This is a genomic window from Mycobacterium sp. (genome assembly GCF_032161845.1).
Classification (GTDB): Bacteria; Actinomycetota; Actinomycetes; order Mycobacteriales; family Mycobacteriaceae; genus Mycobacterium.
The window spans coordinates 1-15,666 of record NZ_JAVRQA010000328.1 but is presented as its reverse complement, the minus strand read 5'-3'; the positions used below and the strand labels follow the sequence as shown (position 1 = coordinate 15,666).

The window sequence follows — 15,666 nt, the reverse complement described above, 5'->3', positions numbered from 1 at the left end:
CGTCGCACGGGTGGTGCGCAGTCGTGGCGCCGACTCGGTGCTGCAGCCCCCGATCACCGGCAAGCCGTGGCGCCTCGGCATCGCGACCGCAGGAACCTTCGACAACCTCGCGCTCGAAGAGGTGCCCAACTCCGAGGAACCGTTGCGCGCCGCGCACATTCGCGTCGAGATGAACGCCGTTGCGGCCAACTTCCGAGACGTGATGATCACACTCGGGATGTTCACCCACGACGCCCTGCTTGGCAGCGAGGGCGCCGGCGTCGTGGTCGAGGTCGGCGATGGGGTCACGGACTTCGCCGTTGGTGACCGCGTGATGGGCCTGTTCCCCGAGGGCACCGGCACCGTCGTCCAGGCCGACGCCCGCCTGGTGGCGCCCATCCCGACCGGCTGGACCGACGCCGAGGCCGCCGCCACCCTGGTGGTGTTCACCACGGCGTACTACGGCCTGCGTGAGCTGGCCGACGTGCAGCCCGGCCAGTCGATCCTGATCCATGCCGCCACCGGCGGGGTTGGCCTGGCCGCCGTTCAGTTGGCCAGGCACTGGGGTCTCGAGGTCTTCACCTCCGCGAGCCGTCCCAAGTGGGACACGTTGCGTGCCATGGGCTTCGACGACGATCACATCGGCGACTCGCGCAACCTCGACTTCGAGCAGAAGTTCACCGACGTCACCGGTGGCCGTGGTTTCGACGTGGTGCTCGACTCGCTGGCGGGCGACTTCGTCGACGCGTCGCTGCGACTGCTGCCGCGCGGCGGCTCGTTCCTCGAGATGGGCAAGACCGACATTCGCGACGCCGACACCGTCGCGGCGGCTCATCCCGGCGTGCGCTACCGCGCCTTCGACCTGTTCGAGCCAGGCCGCCCGCGGATGCACGAGTACATCGTCGAACTGTCGAGGATGTTCGAAGAGGGCATCCTGACACCACTGCCCGTGACCACGTGGGACATCCGGCGCGCACCAGCGGCGCTGCGGCACCTCAGCCAGGCCCGCCACATCGGCAAGATCGTGATGACCATGCCTGCGGCGTGGACGCGCGGCACGGTCCTGATCACCGGTGGCACCGGCATGGCGGGCGCCTCGGTGGCCCGCCACGTCGTCAGACACCACGGGGTGCGCCAGTTGACGTTGCTCTCCCGCCGCGGACCCGACGCCCCAGGCGCTGCCGAGTTGGTCGCCGAACTGACCGCCGCGGGCGCCCACGTGCAGGTGCTCGCCGCCGACGCCGCCGACCGCTCCGAGTTGCGCGCGGTGCTGGACTCCTTCGATGCCGCGCACCCGCTGTCCGCGATCATCCACGCGGCCGGTGTGCTCGACGACGCGGTCGTCGGGTCGCTGACACCGGACCGCATCGATCCGGTCCTTCGGGCCAAGGTGGACGCCGCGTGGAACCTGCACGAACTGAGCCTCGAGACGAATGTCGCTGCGTTCGTGTTGTTCTCGTCGATGGCCGGTGTCGTCGGCTCGTCGGGTCAGGCCAACTACTGCGCGGCCAACACCTTCCTGGACGCGCTGTCCGCCCACCGACGCGCCAACGGACTGCCCGCAACCTCCCTGGCGTGGGGGCTGTGGGAGCAGGCCAGCGACATGACCGGCCACCTCGCGGACGCCGACCTGTCCCGGTTGGGCCGTGACGGCATCCTCGCGATGTCGACCGACGACGCAATGGCGCTGTTCGACTCGGCCCTCGTGGTTGGCGAAGCCCTCCTCGCCCCCGTCCGGATCGACCGGGCCGCGCTGCGGTCACGGTCGGCCGAAGGTCTGCTGCCGCCGATGTTTGCCCAGCTCGCGAACGCCTCCGCCAGGCGCCGCGTCGACGACTCGCTGGTCGCGGCGAAGTCCAAATCAGCTCTGGCGCAACGCCTGCACGGCCTGACCGAACAGGCTCAACAGACGCTGGTGCTCGACCTCCTGCGGTCGCACATGTCGGCCGTGCTCGGCAACACCGAGCCCGACGCCATCACCGCCGAGTTGGCGTTCTCCGATCACGGGTTCGACTCGCTCACGGCCGTCGAACTGCGCAACCGGCTCAAAACGGCGACCGGACTTGCCCTTTCGCCGACCCTCATCTTCGACTACCCGACCCCGCTGGCGTTGGCCGGCTACATCCGTCAGGAACTCGCCGGGGCATCTCCCGAGGTCGCGCAGACCACGTCGGTGACGTCCGTCCTCGACGAGCCGATCGCCATCGTCGGCATGTCCTGCCGCTATCCCGGCGGGGTGGACTCACCGGAGACCCTGTGGGACATGGTCGCCGCCGGACGGGACGTCGTCTCGGACTTTCCGACCGACCGCGGCTGGGATCTGGCCGGCCTCTTCAGCGCCGACGCCGACGCCGCAGGCAAGTCCTACGCCAACACCGGTGGCTTCCTGTACGACGCGGCCGACTTCGACCCTGGCTTCTTCGGGGTCTCCCCGACCGAGGCGCTGGCGATGGACCCGCAGCAGCGGCTGTTCCTCGAGCTCGCGTGGGAGGGCCTCGAGCGCGGCGGCATTGACCCAACGTCGCTGCGCGGCAGTGCCACCGGCGTGTTTGCCGGTGTGTACGCCCAGGGCTACGGTGTCGGCGCCGACGGGGCGGAGGGCTTCCGCCTGACGGGTCAGGCCTCAAGCGTGGCGTCGGGGCGGGTGTCCTACGTGCTCGGCCTCGAGGGGCCTGCCGTGTCGATCGACACCGCATGCTCGTCGTCACTGGTCGCGCTGCACATGGCCGTGCAGGCGCTGCGGCTCGGGGAGTGCGACCTCGCCCTCGCGGGCGGCGTCACCGTCAACGCCACCCCCGACATCTTCGTGGAGTTCAGCAGGCAACGCGGACTGTCGTCGGACGGCCGGTGCAAGTCGTTCGCCGGCGCGGCGGACGGCACCGGATTCGCCGACGGCGGAGGCATTCTCGTCGTCGAGCGGCTCTCCGATGCTCGGCGTCACGGCCATCAGGTGCTGGCACTGGTGCGCGGATCGGCGATCAACCAGGACGGCGCGTCCAACGGGCTGACGGCGCCGAACGGCCCTTCGCAGCAGCGCGTCCTGCGGGCGGCGCTGGCCAATGCCGGCCTCAGCGCGTCCGACGTCGACGTCGTCGAGGCTCACGGCACCGGCACCACGCTCGGTGACCCGATCGAGGCGCAGGCGCTGCTGGCGACCTACGGGCAGGATCGCCGCCACCCGCTGTGGCTGGGGTCGGTGAAGTCGAACATGGGGCACGCCCAGGCTGCCGCGGGTGTCGCGGGCATCATCAAGATGGTCCAGTCGATGCGCCACGAGCAGCTGCCCGCCACGCTGCACGTGGACGAGCCGACGCCGCACGTCGACTGGACGATGGGGTCGGTCGCCCTCTTGACCGAGGCCCAGCCGTGGCCGGAGACCGGCATTCCGCGCCGGGCCGGGGTGTCGTCCTTCGGCATCAGCGGGACGAACGCACACGTGATCATCGAGCAGGCGCCGACGTCGGTCGTGCCCGCCGTCGAGGTTCACCGGCCCGCCGTCGCGCCGTGGGCACTGTCCGCGAAGACGCCTGAGGCCCTTGCCGATCAGGCGCGGCGGCTGGCCGACCACATTCAAGCCGACCCCGGACTGGACGCCGTCGACGTCGGTTGGACGCTGGGCGGCCGCGCGTCGTTCGCGCATCGCGCGGTCCTGGTCGGCGCGGGTCGCGACGATCTGCTGCCCCAGCTGAGGGACCTTGCCGACGACCAACAGGGCTCCGGCACCGTCCGCGGTCGCGCCACCGGCTCTGGCAAGACCGCGTTCGTCTTTCCCGGCCAGGGCGCCCAGACATTGGGGATGGGCCGGGAGCTGCACGCCGAGTTCCCCGTCTTCGCGGAGGCGTTCGACGCGGTCACCACGGAACTGGACCGTCACCTGCTCCGTCCCATCCGCGACGTGATGTGGGGCAACAACGCGACCGTGTTGGATTCGACGGAGTTCGCGCAGCCCGCACTGTTCACCGTCGAGGTGGCGATGTTCCGGTTGCTCGAATCGTGGGGTCTTCACCCGGATTACGTGCTCGGTCACTCGATCGGCGAGCTGACCGCCGCGCACGTCGCCGGCGTGCTGTCGCTCGAGAACGCCGCCGCGCTGGTGGCCGCGCGCGGCAGGCTGATGCAGCGACTGCCCGAGGGCGGTGCGATGGTGGCGGTGTCGTCGAGCGAGGCCGAGATGCGGCCGCTGCTGCGCGACGGCGTCGGCATCGCGGCCGTCAACGGGCCCGACTCCGTGGTGATCTCCGGTCCCGAGGATGCGGTCCTTGCGATCGCCGAGGAGGCACGCGCCACTGGGTGCCGCGTGCACCAGCTGGCGGTGTCTCATGCCTTCCACTCGTCCTTGATGGAGCCGATGCTGCTGGAGTTCAGCACGGTGGCCGGCGGAATGTCGTTGGCGGAGCCGATGATTCCGGTGATCTCCAACTTGACCGGCGAACTGGCGGGGCCCGACTTCGCGACCGCACCGTACTGGGGCCGCCACATCCTCGAGGCGGTCCGGTTCGCCGACAGCGCGCGGTTCCTCGAGTCGGTGGGTGTCACCCGGTTCCTCGAAGTGGGACCGGCCAGCGGGCTCACGGCCTCGATCGCGATGTCGCTGACCGAGTCCGAGCCCGTGACGGCCTCGACGCTGAAGAAGGACGGCTCCGAAGCGACGGCGCTGCTGACGGCGCTGGCCCAGCTGTCCGTCGCGGGCGTCGACGTGGACTGGCGGGCGGCGTGCGACGGCGGAAAACTGCTCGACCTGCCGACCTACGCCTTCCAGCGGCGCCGGTTCTGGCTGTCGGGTAGCGGGTCGGGTACGACCGACGCCGTCGGCCTTGGGCTCGGCGGCACCGAACACGCACTGCTCGGGGCCGTCGTCGAATCGCCAGAGACCGGCGGCGTGGTGCTGACGGGCAGGCTGTCGCTGTCGTCGCAGCCGTGGCTGGCCGACCACGCGGTTGCAGGCGTCGTGCTGTTCCCCGGTGCCGGCTTCGTCGAATTGGCGATCAGGGCAGGCGACGAGGTGGGTTGCAACAGCGTCGACGAGTTGATGCTGCACGCGCCGCTGGTGCTGCCTGCCGAAGGTGTCGCCGTGCAGGTCGTGGTCAGCGAGGCCGACGGGGCAGGTGGCCGCGTGGTGTCGATCTTCTCGCGGGCCCAACAGGATTCGGCAACCTGGATCCTGAACGCCGAGGGCGAACTCAGTGTCGCCGCGTCGGCGCCGGGCTCCGACCTGTCGATCTGGCCACCGGTTGGGGCGCGCGAGATCGACGTGTCCGACGCCTACGCCGACCTGTCGGCGCGTGGCTACGAGTACGGCCCCGCGTTCCGTGGGCTGAAGGCGATGTGGCGCCGCGGCGACGAGGTGTTCGCCGAGGTCGCCCTTCCGCAGGAGCTGCAGGCGAGCGGACTCGGCGTGCATCCCGTGCTGCTCGACGGTGCGCTGCACGCGGTCGTGCTGAGCCGCGATGACAACGAGGGTGAGATGGCCCTGCCGTTCTCGTGGCAGAAGGTGTCGCTGCACGCGTCGGGAGCCTCGGCCGTCCGCGCGCGGCTCGTCCCGAACGGTACGAGTTCCATGTCGATCGACCTCGCCGACGGCCTGGGCCTTCCGGTGCTCTCCGTCGAGGCGATGGTGGCCCGACCGGTGACGGCCCAGCAGTTGGCGGCCGCGGTCGGCGGATCCGGTGGCGGCGAATTGTTCGAGGTGGTGTGGTCCGCAGCGACACCCGCCTCGGAGCCCGTCGACGCCGAGATCGACGTGTTCGAATCCATCGCCGTCGCAATCGATTCCGACGACGACCTGGCTGGCGTCTACGGCGCGACCCACGTCGCCCTCGAGCGACTGCAGTCGTGGCTGACCCAGGCGTCGGATTCGGCGTCGGATTCAGCGAAGCCCCCAACGCTGGTGGTGACGACCCGCGGGGCGGTCGCCCTGCCTGGTGAGGACATCACCGATCTGGCCGGCGCCGCAGTATGGGGTCTGGTCCGGGCCGCGCAGACCGAGCACCCGGGCCGGGTCGTACTGGCAGACCTCGACCACGCGAGCACTGACGTCGATCCTGCCGCCATCGTCTCCCTCGGCGAACCCCAGGTGGTGATCCGGGACGGCGTTCTGCACACCGCGCGGGTGCTGCCGAGTAGGGCCGCCGAGTCTCTGCTGACGCCGCCCGATGGTGGCGCTCCGTGGCGGCTGGCGGTCGCCGACGAGGCGTCGACGGGCACGTTCGACGACCTGACGCTGCAGGCGATCCCCGGCGCCGACGAGCCACTGGCGGCCGGTCGCATCCGGGTCGACGTGCGCGCAATCGGCGCGAACTTCCGCGACGTGATGATCGCGCTCGGGCTCTACCCGGGCGGCGGCGTCATGGGCATCGAGGCGGCCGGTGTCGTCGTCGAGGTCGGGCCTGGGGTGACGGAGGTGTCGGTCGGTGACCGGGTGATGGGCCTGTTCCCCGAGGGCACCGGCTCGTCTGCCACCACCGATGCCCGTGTCGTGCTTCCCATTCCGGCGGACTGGGGCTACGCACAGGGCGCAGGCTTCACGGTCGGCTTCGCGACGGCGTTCTTCGCGCTGCGTGGGTTGGCCGACGTGCAACCGGGTCAGTCGGTGCTGATCCACGCGGGCACCGGCGGCGTCGGAATGGCGGCCGTTCAGTTGGCCAGGCATTGGGGTCTCGAGGTGTTCGCCACCGCGAGCCGACCCAAGTGGGACACGTTGCGGGCCATGGGCTTCGACGACGACCACATCGCCGACTCCCGCACGTTGGAATTCGAACAGAAGATCCTGTCCGTCACCGGCGGACGTGGAGTCGACGTCGTCCTGGACTCGCTGTCCGGCGACTTCGTCGACGCGTCGCTGCGACTGCTGCCGCGGGGCGGATCGTTCCTGGAGATGGGCAAGACCGACATTCGCGACGCCGACACCGTCGCCGCGGCTCATCCCGGCGTGCGCTACCGCGCCTTTGACCTGTTCGAGGCGGGGGCCGACGGCGTCAGCCAGATCTTGACGGGCGTCGCCGGGCTCAGCGATGGCGGTGTCCTGCGGCCGCTGCCCGTGTCGACGTGGGACGTGCGGCGAGCGCCTGCGGCGTTGCGGCACCTCAGCCAGGCCCGCCACATCGGCAAGGTCGTCCTGACGATGCCCGACGCATGGGCCGGCGGGACCGTGCTGATCACCGGAGGCACCGGCATGGCTGGCGCCTCGGTGGCCCGCCACGTGGTCGCGCAGCACGGCGTGCGCCACCTGGTGCTGCTGTCGCGCCGCGGAGCCGACGCGCCTGGCGCCGCGGAACTGGTGGCCGAACTGACCGCCGCGGGCGCGCACGTGCAGGTGGTCGCCGCGGACGCCGCCGACCGGGATGCGCTCGGCAAGAGCCTGGCGAACATCGACCATCAGCATGCGCTGTCGGCGGTGATCCACACCGCAGGCGTGATCGATGACGCGGTGCTGACATCGCTGACCCCCGATCGGGTCGACGCGGTGCTACGGGCCAAGGTCGACGCGGCGTGGAATCTGCACGAGCTGACCCGCGACCTCGACCTGTCCGCGTTCGTGATGTTCTCCTCGATGGCGGGCCTGGTCGGCGCCTCCGGGCAGGCGAACTACTCGGCGGCCAACGCCTACCTCGATGCCCTGGCCGCCCACCGGCGCGCCAACGGCCTGCCCGCGATGTCGTTGGGCTGGGGACTGTGGGAGCAGGCCAGTGGGATGACGGGCCACCTTCAGGACGTCGACCTGGCCCGGCTCAACCGCGACGGCATCCTGGCGCTGGCCGTCGACGACGCGCTCGCCCTGTTCGACGAGGCGTTGACCGTCGACGAGCCCTTCCTGGTGCCGGCCCGGATCGACCGCGTCGCGCTGCGGACCAAGTCCGCGGCGGGCACGCTGCCACCGATGTTCATCGATCTGATCTCGGGGCCCGCCCGCCGACAGGTCGGCGACTCCCTGGCTGCCGCCCAGTCGCGATCGGCTCTGTCGCAACGCCTTTCGGGGCTGCCCGTCGACGAGCAGCACGACCTGCTGCTCGACCTGGTGCGGTCCCACATGGCGACGGTGCTGGGACTGCCGAATCCGCAGTCGATCGCGCCGGACTTGGCGTTCCAGGATCACGGGTTCGACTCGCTCACCGCCGTCGAACTCCGCAACCGGCTCAAGGCGGCGACCGGGTTGACGCTGTCGCCGACGCTGATCTTCGACTATCCCAACCCGTCGGCGATCGCCGAGTACTTCCGCACCCAACTCGTCGGGGAGTCCGAGCAGGCGCCCGCGACGAACTCGATCGACGAGGAACTCCAGCGCGTCGTGGCCACCATCCCGGTCAAGCGCCTGCGGCAAGCGGGCGTGCTCGACATGCTGCTGAACCTCGCCGCCCAGGGCAGTGGGGCGGACGCCCCCGCTGCGGGCGCATCGACCGAGCCGCGGACCCAGGACATCGCCGACATGGATCTCCAGGACCTGCTGGCCGCCTTCGGTGACGATGACGATGACGTCTAGGCCTCGATGAGGATCGTCATCACCGGGGCCGACTGCGCCATCGGTCGCGGGGTGGCCGCACGCTTGGTGAGCCTCGCCCACAGTGTCATCGGCGTTGGCGCGCGGCGCCCCGAAAGTTGGCCTGGGTCAGTCGACTTCGTCGTCTCGCAGCAGTGCGATGCCGACGTCGTGGCGGGCGCTGACGCCGTTCTGCACTGCGGCGGCACCTCGACGTCGGCTCGAGCTGGCCGCACCGTGGTCCTGTCCGCCGAAGCCGGCCCCGACGCGATCGTGGTCCGGACGGCGCTCGTCCTGGGCCGCCACGTCGACGACGCCGTGCTGCGCCTCTGTTCGGGCGCGGTCGTCTTCGACGTCGACGGCTCCGCGGACCGACCCCTTCAGGTGGTGCATGCCCACGACGTCGAGCGGGTCCTGGTGCGGGCGCTGCTCGATCCCGACCTGCCCCCTGGCGTTGTCGACGTCGTCGCCGACGGACACACCACCCTGCGCGAGATCGCCGCAGCGGTCGGAAGGCCGGTGCTCACGATCCCCAGCCGGCTGCGACGGCTCGTCCCCGACCCGCTACCCGAGCTGCCGACGCTTGACCCCACGGGTCTGCGCGACGCCTGGGGATTCACGCCCGGCTACGACGTCGCGCAGGCCGTCGAGGACTTCGCGCTCGCCTGCCGCGGTCGGATCACGGTGGGCCGCACCGTCCACGACATCCCCTGGCGGCTTCCCCGCGTGCTCGAGATCCCGGCAGTCGATGCCCCCGCTGCCGACGGCGTCGAGCCGGTACCCGCAGGCCAGGGGCCGGCCAACGGCGAGTTCGACACACCGATCGATCCCCGCTTCCCCGCGTTCATCGCCACCAATCTGTCGGAGGCCCTGGCGGGCCCGTTCTCGCCGTCGTCGGCCTCGGTGACGGTGTTGGGCACGCGGGCGGCGGGTCTGGTGATCTCCGAGCGACTCCGACCGGGTGGGGCCGTGCAGCGCGAGATGTCGGTACGGACGACCGGCGTCTTCGGCCATCGGCTGTATGCGGGCATCACGACCGGACACTTCATGGCCCACACGGTGCCGTTCATCGATCCGAACCTGGTGCTCTCCGGTTTCTTCGGGCACACCGAGGACGGCCTCGAGCTGTTCGGCGAACACTTGCCACCCGTCGAACCGCGCAGCTTCGCCCGTCAACTCCGCGGCGGGTTGACGTTCGCCAACTGCCTGATCGGATTGTCCGCGGGGTCGAATCGCGACACCAAGGACTTCGTGGGTGACGTCGCGCGATTGGAGACGGCGGCCGACGACCCCGCTGGCCTCGACGACCGTCGACTGCGGGAGCTGATCCTGCTCGGGCGCGATCACGTCGTGCACGGTTGGGTGTTGTCGTCGGCATCGATCCTGCTGTGCGCCGGCTACGGCGTGGTCATGCGACTGCTCTGTGGACGCGACGTCATGCCCGCCGCGGGCGATGAACTGGTCAGCGCGCAGGCGCTCGGCGCCGTCCACCGACTGGTGGCGGTCGTGCGGCGCGAGCCCGTCGCGGCCCGGCTGCTTTCCGAACCGAAGATCGACGTCGCGGCACTCGCCGCCCAGGCGCCGGAGTTCTCGGTCGCGTTGACCCGCGAGCTTGCCCTGATCGGTCATCGTGGCCCCGGCGAGGTCGAGATGCGTTGTGCCACCTACGCGGACGATCCCGACCTGCTGATCAGGATGGTGGCCAAGGCTCTCGTCGCAGCGCCCAGGGAGCTTCCCGTCCTGCCTCGGGTACCGCTGCGCGCGCGGGCGGTGGCCGTTGCTGCCGCCGCCCAGATCCGCGAGCGCGAGGTCCGGCGTGACCGAATGGTGCGCGCGATCTGGGTGCTGCGGCGGCTGCTGCGGGAGCAGGGCAGGCGCATGGTCGAGGCGGGCGAACTCGGCGAGGTCGACGACGTGTTCTATCTGCTCGTCGACGAATTGGACGACCTTCCGCCCGACCTGGCTGGCATCGTCGCCCGACGCCGGACCGAACAGGCGACGCTGCAACACGCGGTGCCGCCGGAGGCATTCAGTGGTCAGTGGCTCCCGACGGAGGCACCGACGGCCGCGTTCCATGGCGGCGAGGTCCTTCACGGCATCGGGGTGTCGGGCGGTCGCGTCCGCGGTCTGGTCCGCGTCGTGCACGCCGAGACGATCGACGAACTGCAGCCGGGCGAGATCCTCGTCGCGAAGGTCACCGACGTGGGCTACACCCCGGCGTTCGCCTATGCCGCGGCCGTGGTGACCGAACTCGGCGGGCCGACGTCGCACGCCGCGATCGTCGCGCGGGAGTTCGGCGTGCCCTGCGTCGTCAATGCCAGAGGGGCCGCCGCCCTGCTGTCCACGGGCACACTGATCGAGGTCGATGGAGCGACGGGCGAGGTGACGGTAGTCGGCGATTGACGAGTGTCTATCGTGACGGTCATGGACTTCGCGATGTCGGCAAAGGCGCAGGATTACCACCAACGGCTCACCGACTTCATGGTGGAGTTCGTCTTCCCCGGTGAGCACTCCTATGACCAGTACCGACTGGAGGCCGGGCCGAACGATCACACCGTCCCCCCAGTGGTCGAGGAGCTCAAGAAGCTGGCCAGGGACAGGGGCCTGTGGAACCTGTTCCTGCCGTCGGAGTCGGGGCTGACCAACCTGGAGTACTCGCCGTTGGCGGAGCTGTCGGGCTGGAGCATGGAGTTGGCGCCAGAAGCGCTGAACTGCGCGGCGCCGGACACCGGGAACATGGAGACCCTGCATCTCTTCGCGACGCCAGAGCAGAGCAAGCAGTGGCTGGAGCCGCTGCTGAACGGTGAGATCCGCAGCGCGTTCGCGATGACGGAGCCTGCGGTGGCCTCCAGCGACGCTCGCAACATCGAGACGACGATGCTGCGCGACGGCGGCGACTACGTCATCAACGGCCGCAAGTGGTGGACCTCGGGCGCCAACGACCCGCGCTGCAAGATCCTGATCGTGATGGGCCGTACCAACCCCGACGCCGCGAGCCATCAGCAGCAGTCGATGATCCTGGTGCCGATCGACACCCCGGGGATCACCATCGTCCGCTCGCTTCCGGTGTTCGGCTGGCAGGACCAGCACGGGCACGCCGAGGTCGTCTTCGACAACGTGCGGGTGCCGGTCAGCAATCTGCTCGGTGAGGAGGGTGGCGGGTTCGCGATCGCGCAGGCCCGTCTCGGCCCCGGCCGCATCCACCACTGCATGCGGGCCATCGGCGTTGCCGAGCGGGCACTGGCCCTGATGGTCGATCGGGTGAACAAGCGCATCGCGTTCGGCAAGCAGCTCGCCGAGCAGGGAGTGGTGCAGCAGCAGGTCGCCTTGTCCCGCAACGAGATCGATCAGGCCCGGCTGTTGTGCGAAAAGGCGGCGTGGACGATCGACGAGCACGGCAACAAGGAGGCGCGCAACCAGGTGGCGATGATCAAGGCGGTCGCTCCGCAGATGGCGTGCAACGTGCTGGACCGCGCCATCCAGGTGCACGGCGCCGCTGGGATCAGCGATGACTTCCCGCTCGCAAGGCTGTACGGCTGGCACCGCGCGATGCGCCTGTTCGACGGCCCCGACGAGGTGCACATGCGCACCATCGCGCGTGCCGAACTCGGTCGGGAGAAGAGCGCGTTCGCAGCGGCGGTGACGTCGTAGTGGTCTCCGCCGGCGGCAGCGTCTCCAGAGGGGATGAGCTGTCCGGGGCGTGGAACTTCCGAGACGTGGCTGAGGAGACCGGGATCCGGCCGGGTCGGCTCTTCCGCTCCAGCGAGCTGAGCAATCTCGACGACGCGGGTCGTGCCGCGATGATGCGCTACGGCATCGGCGACGTCGCCGATCTGCGCTCCGTGCGGGAGGTGGAGCGTCGGGGGCCGGGCCAGGTGCCCGACGGAGTCGAGATCCACCTGCTGCCCTTTCACGAGCTCGCCACCAACCAGGCCGAGGCACCGCACGAACACGCCTTCGAGAAGATGCTGACCGACAAGCCCGACGACGAGGACGTCGGCCTCGCTGCCGCGCGCTTCATGACCGAGGAGTACGAGCGCTTTCCGGCGTTGCCCGGCGCCCACATGGCCGTGCGCCAGGTGATTTCGCTGTTGGCCGATGGACGGCCCGTCATCACCCATTGCTTCGCAGGCAAGGACCGCACCGGGTTGACCGTCGCGCTGGTACTGGAAACCCTTGGGGTGGAACGCGATGCCATCGTCGCCGACTTCCTCCGCAGCAATGCCGCGGTGGCCCAACTGCGGGAGCGCATCCTAGAGTCGATCCGGAACCGCAGCGAAAATACGACACCGGAGATCATCACGTTCGCCGAAGCGCGCCTCAACGAAGAGGTGCTCGGCGTCCGTGAGGACTACCTGGAGACCTCGCGCCGCGCCATTGACCGCGACTTCGGCTCGGTGCCGAAATATCTTGAGGCCGTTGGCGTGACGGCCGATCAGGTGTCGCGGCTGCGCCAGGCGCTGCTCACCTAGCCTGCGGGATCTCGACGTCGGAGAACAGCACGCGAACGCCCCCGGTGGACAGCGCCGCCATGGCCTGGAAGAACGCCCCTGCCTCCGGCGTCGTGACAGCCACGCTGGCCGCGTCGTAGTCGGGATAGTAGAGGTCGATCATCCGGTAGGCGGGCGTCGGAGACCCATCCTCCTTCGGCCACACCTTCGACGTCTCGAAGCGGACGTGGCCAGGGATCTTGCGAGCGGCCTCCAATTGCTCGGCTTCGTAGGCGGTTTCGAAGGCATCGGGATCGGTCGGATTGTCGTAGATGACCGTGATCTTGGTTTCAGACATGTAGCCGATCATGCTCCTCGGTCGCCCGTCCCGCAGGGTGCGTCATCCGAGGCTCGCGGTGTTGCTTATTCCCCCGTTGGTGACCTTCGGCGTTCCTGAGTGATACGTGACGTGATTGTCGATCCCGTTGAGCGTGATGACGTCGACCGAGTCGATGGTGACGACGCCGTCGATCCCGGAGACGACGAGGCTGGCGCAATGACCGTGAATCGTGACCGGGCTGCTGCCGCCCCCCACGGTGAGGTGGCCGTCGTTGCAGTAGACGGTCTGGGGGCCGTTGTCGGTCAGCGTGCGGTTGGCGCCGGGCGAGAGCCTGATCGCCGTGTCATCTGCCACCAGACGGGCGACCGCGCCGGTGCTGATGCCGATGGCGCCGCCCACCCAGCCGACGACGATGAGCGCCCAGACGGCCATCCCGATCATCAACCGGGTCCGTAGCCGACCGACCCAGTTACCCGACTCGTCACGATCCAGGTCGTAGGCGAACGAGCTCACGCACAGTGCGCGTTCCGGATGCCGCGCGTCGGCCAAGATCACGCCGTCGTCATACGCGCGGCCCTTCACCACCAACTCGCCCTGGCGGCCATCGAGTGCGTACCGGACCTTGGTCTTGGTGCTGGGGCCGCTCCAGAGCTGACGGGTCACCGTCCAGCCGTGCGCCTGGGGAAGCCACACGTTGGAATACGTCGTACCGCTGTAATACGTCCCACGCGAGATCATCTCGGTTCCGATGACCTGCGCGACCCGTCCCCACTTGAGCAGGGTCAGGCGGGTGCGCGCCGTCCAGAACTGGATACCGTAGATCACGGCGAGCACGACCACCGCCGCGGGCGCCAGCAATTCGGGGTTGGTGATCCACACGATGATGGGCGGAATCGCCACCATGAACATGGCGAACAGGTACCACCACCGGAACGGCAGCAGTTCGGCCAGCATGAAGCGCACCGGAATCCCGCGCGGAGCGTCGGCGAGCCGGGTGTCCAGCGGCGCACTGGGGCGGCCCATGCCGGTGCCGAACGCGTTCGTCAGCGTCGGTTGAAGGCGCTGGAGCGCGGCGAACACGTCGGACATCTGGCCGGGCGTCGGACCCTGCGTCTGTTGCGACCGTGCTTCGGCGAGTTGCCTCTCCAGGTCGGCGATGCGACGCGCGTCGGCCACCTGTTTCTCCAACTCGGCGATCCGCTGCTCTGGGTCCTCCGGGGACGTCACCTGCGAATGCTCCCACGATGCGGGTGCGCGGGGCGGCGTCAGACCAACAACACCCCGGCCACCCACACCATCGTTGCAAGCAGCGCGCCCGCCAACTCGACTCCGACCGATAGCGCGACGCCCTTGATGGCATGCACGGTCGACGCCCAGGCCAGCCGCGAGTCCTGCCTCGAGGCCAGCTCAGCGAGGAAGACGCCCAAGACGAACCCGATGACCAGCCCGACGACGGGAACGACGAAGAACCCGATGACGCCGAGGACGCCGCCCGCCAACAGGCTCCACGTGCCGACGTCCGCGCTGCGCATCCGCTTCATCGGCCACAGGTATTTCACCAGAAGGGCGGCGGCCAAGATCGCCGTGGCGACACCGAGGGTCACCCAGGCGACGGTCGTCCCCTCGACGAACGCCCACACCGCGATCGCCGCGAACACCAGGATGCTGCCCGGCACCAACGGCACCAGGATGCCGATCAGACCGACGGCGATCACCACCGCGACGAGCAGGGTCTCGACGGTGTTCATGCGCCAAGTTTGTCAGCAAGGTCTCCGAAGTCGTCGGCGGTGACGTCGAACTCACCGTCCTCGACTTTCGGCGGCCGGCGATTGGGGCCACGCTCGAGAGGCCGGGCCACGTACCCGGTCATCAAGCCGGCATCGCGCGCGGCCCTCAGATCGCTCGGGTGCGCCGCGACCAGCATCAGCTCGCTCGGCGCCACGTCGAGGAGGTCGGCGCAGCCCAGGTACGCCTCGACGTCCGGCTTGTAGTGACCGAACAGTTCCGCGGAAATCACGCAATCCCACGGCAATCCGGCCCGCTTGGCCATGTTGGTCAGCAACGACACGTTGCCGTTCGACAGCGTCGTGATGGTGAAGCTCTGTTTCAGGCGCGTCAGCCCCTCCACCGAATCCGGCCACGGGTCGAGCCGGTGCCACGCGAGATTCAGCTCAGTGACGTCTTCGTCGGGCAAGGTGCCGATGCTCGCTCGATCGAGAAGATCGTCGAGGATCAGGCGGTGCAGGGCGTCGATCTTCAGCCACGGGAGTTGTCCGGTGCGCACTCGGTCCATCGCCGCCGGATACCCGGCTCGCCAGTCATCGGCGAAGGTCGCCCAGTCCTCGGCCAGCTCGTGGCGTTCGCCGAACATCTCCAGTTCGCCAATGATGCTGGTACGCCAGTCGACGACGGTTCCGAAGACGTCGAAGGCCAGCGCCCGCGGC

8 protein-coding genes are annotated in these 15,666 nt (G+C 69.5%); 4 read left to right on the top strand and 4 right to left on the bottom strand.

The window, feature by feature from the left end:
• The 4 genes from QOD90_RS17850 to QOD90_RS17835 form a co-directional block, all read left to right on the top strand.
• Positions 1-8,455, top strand: an 8,455-nt coding sequence (locus QOD90_RS17850) for an SDR family NAD(P)-dependent oxidoreductase (protein WP_526352070.1), incomplete at its 5' end; no start/stop codon positions are given.
• Positions 8,456-8,461: 6 nt separating this feature from the next.
• On the top strand, positions 8,462-10,855 hold the full coding sequence (locus tag QOD90_RS17845; RefSeq protein WP_526352068.1) for a PEP-utilizing enzyme: 2,394 nt from the start codon (positions 8,462-8,464) through the stop codon (positions 10,853-10,855).
• Positions 10,856-10,888: 33 nt separating this feature from the next.
• Positions 10,889-12,103 carry an acyl-CoA dehydrogenase family protein gene (locus QOD90_RS17840; RefSeq protein WP_526352072.1) on the top strand — a complete coding sequence of 405 codons (1,215 nt, stop codon included), beginning with the start codon at positions 10,889-10,891 and terminating at the stop codon, positions 12,101-12,103.
• Between the two features lie 65 nt (positions 12,104-12,168).
• Positions 12,169-12,924, top strand: coding sequence for a tyrosine-protein phosphatase (locus QOD90_RS17835; RefSeq protein ID WP_526352066.1), 756 nt, complete (start codon positions 12,169-12,171; stop codon positions 12,922-12,924).
• On the opposite strand, the gene QOD90_RS17830 is transcribed toward QOD90_RS17835, so the two are convergent.
• The 4 genes from QOD90_RS17830 to QOD90_RS17815 all read right to left on the bottom strand — a co-directional run.
• Positions 12,917-13,240: an EthD family reductase gene (locus QOD90_RS17830; RefSeq protein WP_526352064.1), complete on the bottom strand. Its 324-nt coding sequence runs from the start codon at positions 13,238-13,240 to the stop codon at positions 12,917-12,919. The two genes, QOD90_RS17835 and QOD90_RS17830, sit on opposite strands and share 8 nt — an antisense overlap.
• Positions 13,241-13,282: 42 nt before the next feature.
• On the bottom strand, positions 13,283-14,449 hold the full coding sequence (locus QOD90_RS17825; RefSeq protein ID WP_526352062.1) for a DUF3060 domain-containing protein: 1,167 nt from the start codon (positions 14,447-14,449) through the stop codon (positions 13,283-13,285).
• Between the two features lie 38 nt (positions 14,450-14,487).
• Entirely contained in the window at positions 14,488-14,970 is a 483-nt protein-coding gene (locus QOD90_RS17820; RefSeq protein ID WP_526352060.1) for a DUF456 family protein, read from the bottom strand.
• Positions 14,967-15,666: haloacid dehalogenase type II (locus tag QOD90_RS17815; protein WP_526352058.1), on the bottom strand; the 700-nt coding region annotated here is incomplete at its 5' end. The genes QOD90_RS17820 and QOD90_RS17815, both read right to left, overlap by 4 nt.

Excerpts from the sequence above, each read along its gene's own strand:
- QOD90_RS17845 (WP_526352068.1), top strand. The coding sequence starts at position 8,462 with ATGAGGATCGTCATCACCGGGGCCGACTGCGCCATCGGTCGCGGGGTG.
- QOD90_RS17840 (WP_526352072.1), top strand. The coding sequence starts at position 10,889 with ATGTCGGCAAAGGCGCAGGATTACCACCAACGGCTCACCGACTTCATG.
- QOD90_RS17830 (WP_526352064.1), bottom strand. The coding sequence starts at position 13,240 with ATGTCTGAAACCAAGATCACGGTCATCTACGACAATCCGACCGATCCC.
- QOD90_RS17820 (WP_526352060.1), bottom strand. The coding sequence starts at position 14,970 with ATGAACACCGTCGAGACCCTGCTCGTCGCGGTGGTGATCGCCGTCGGT.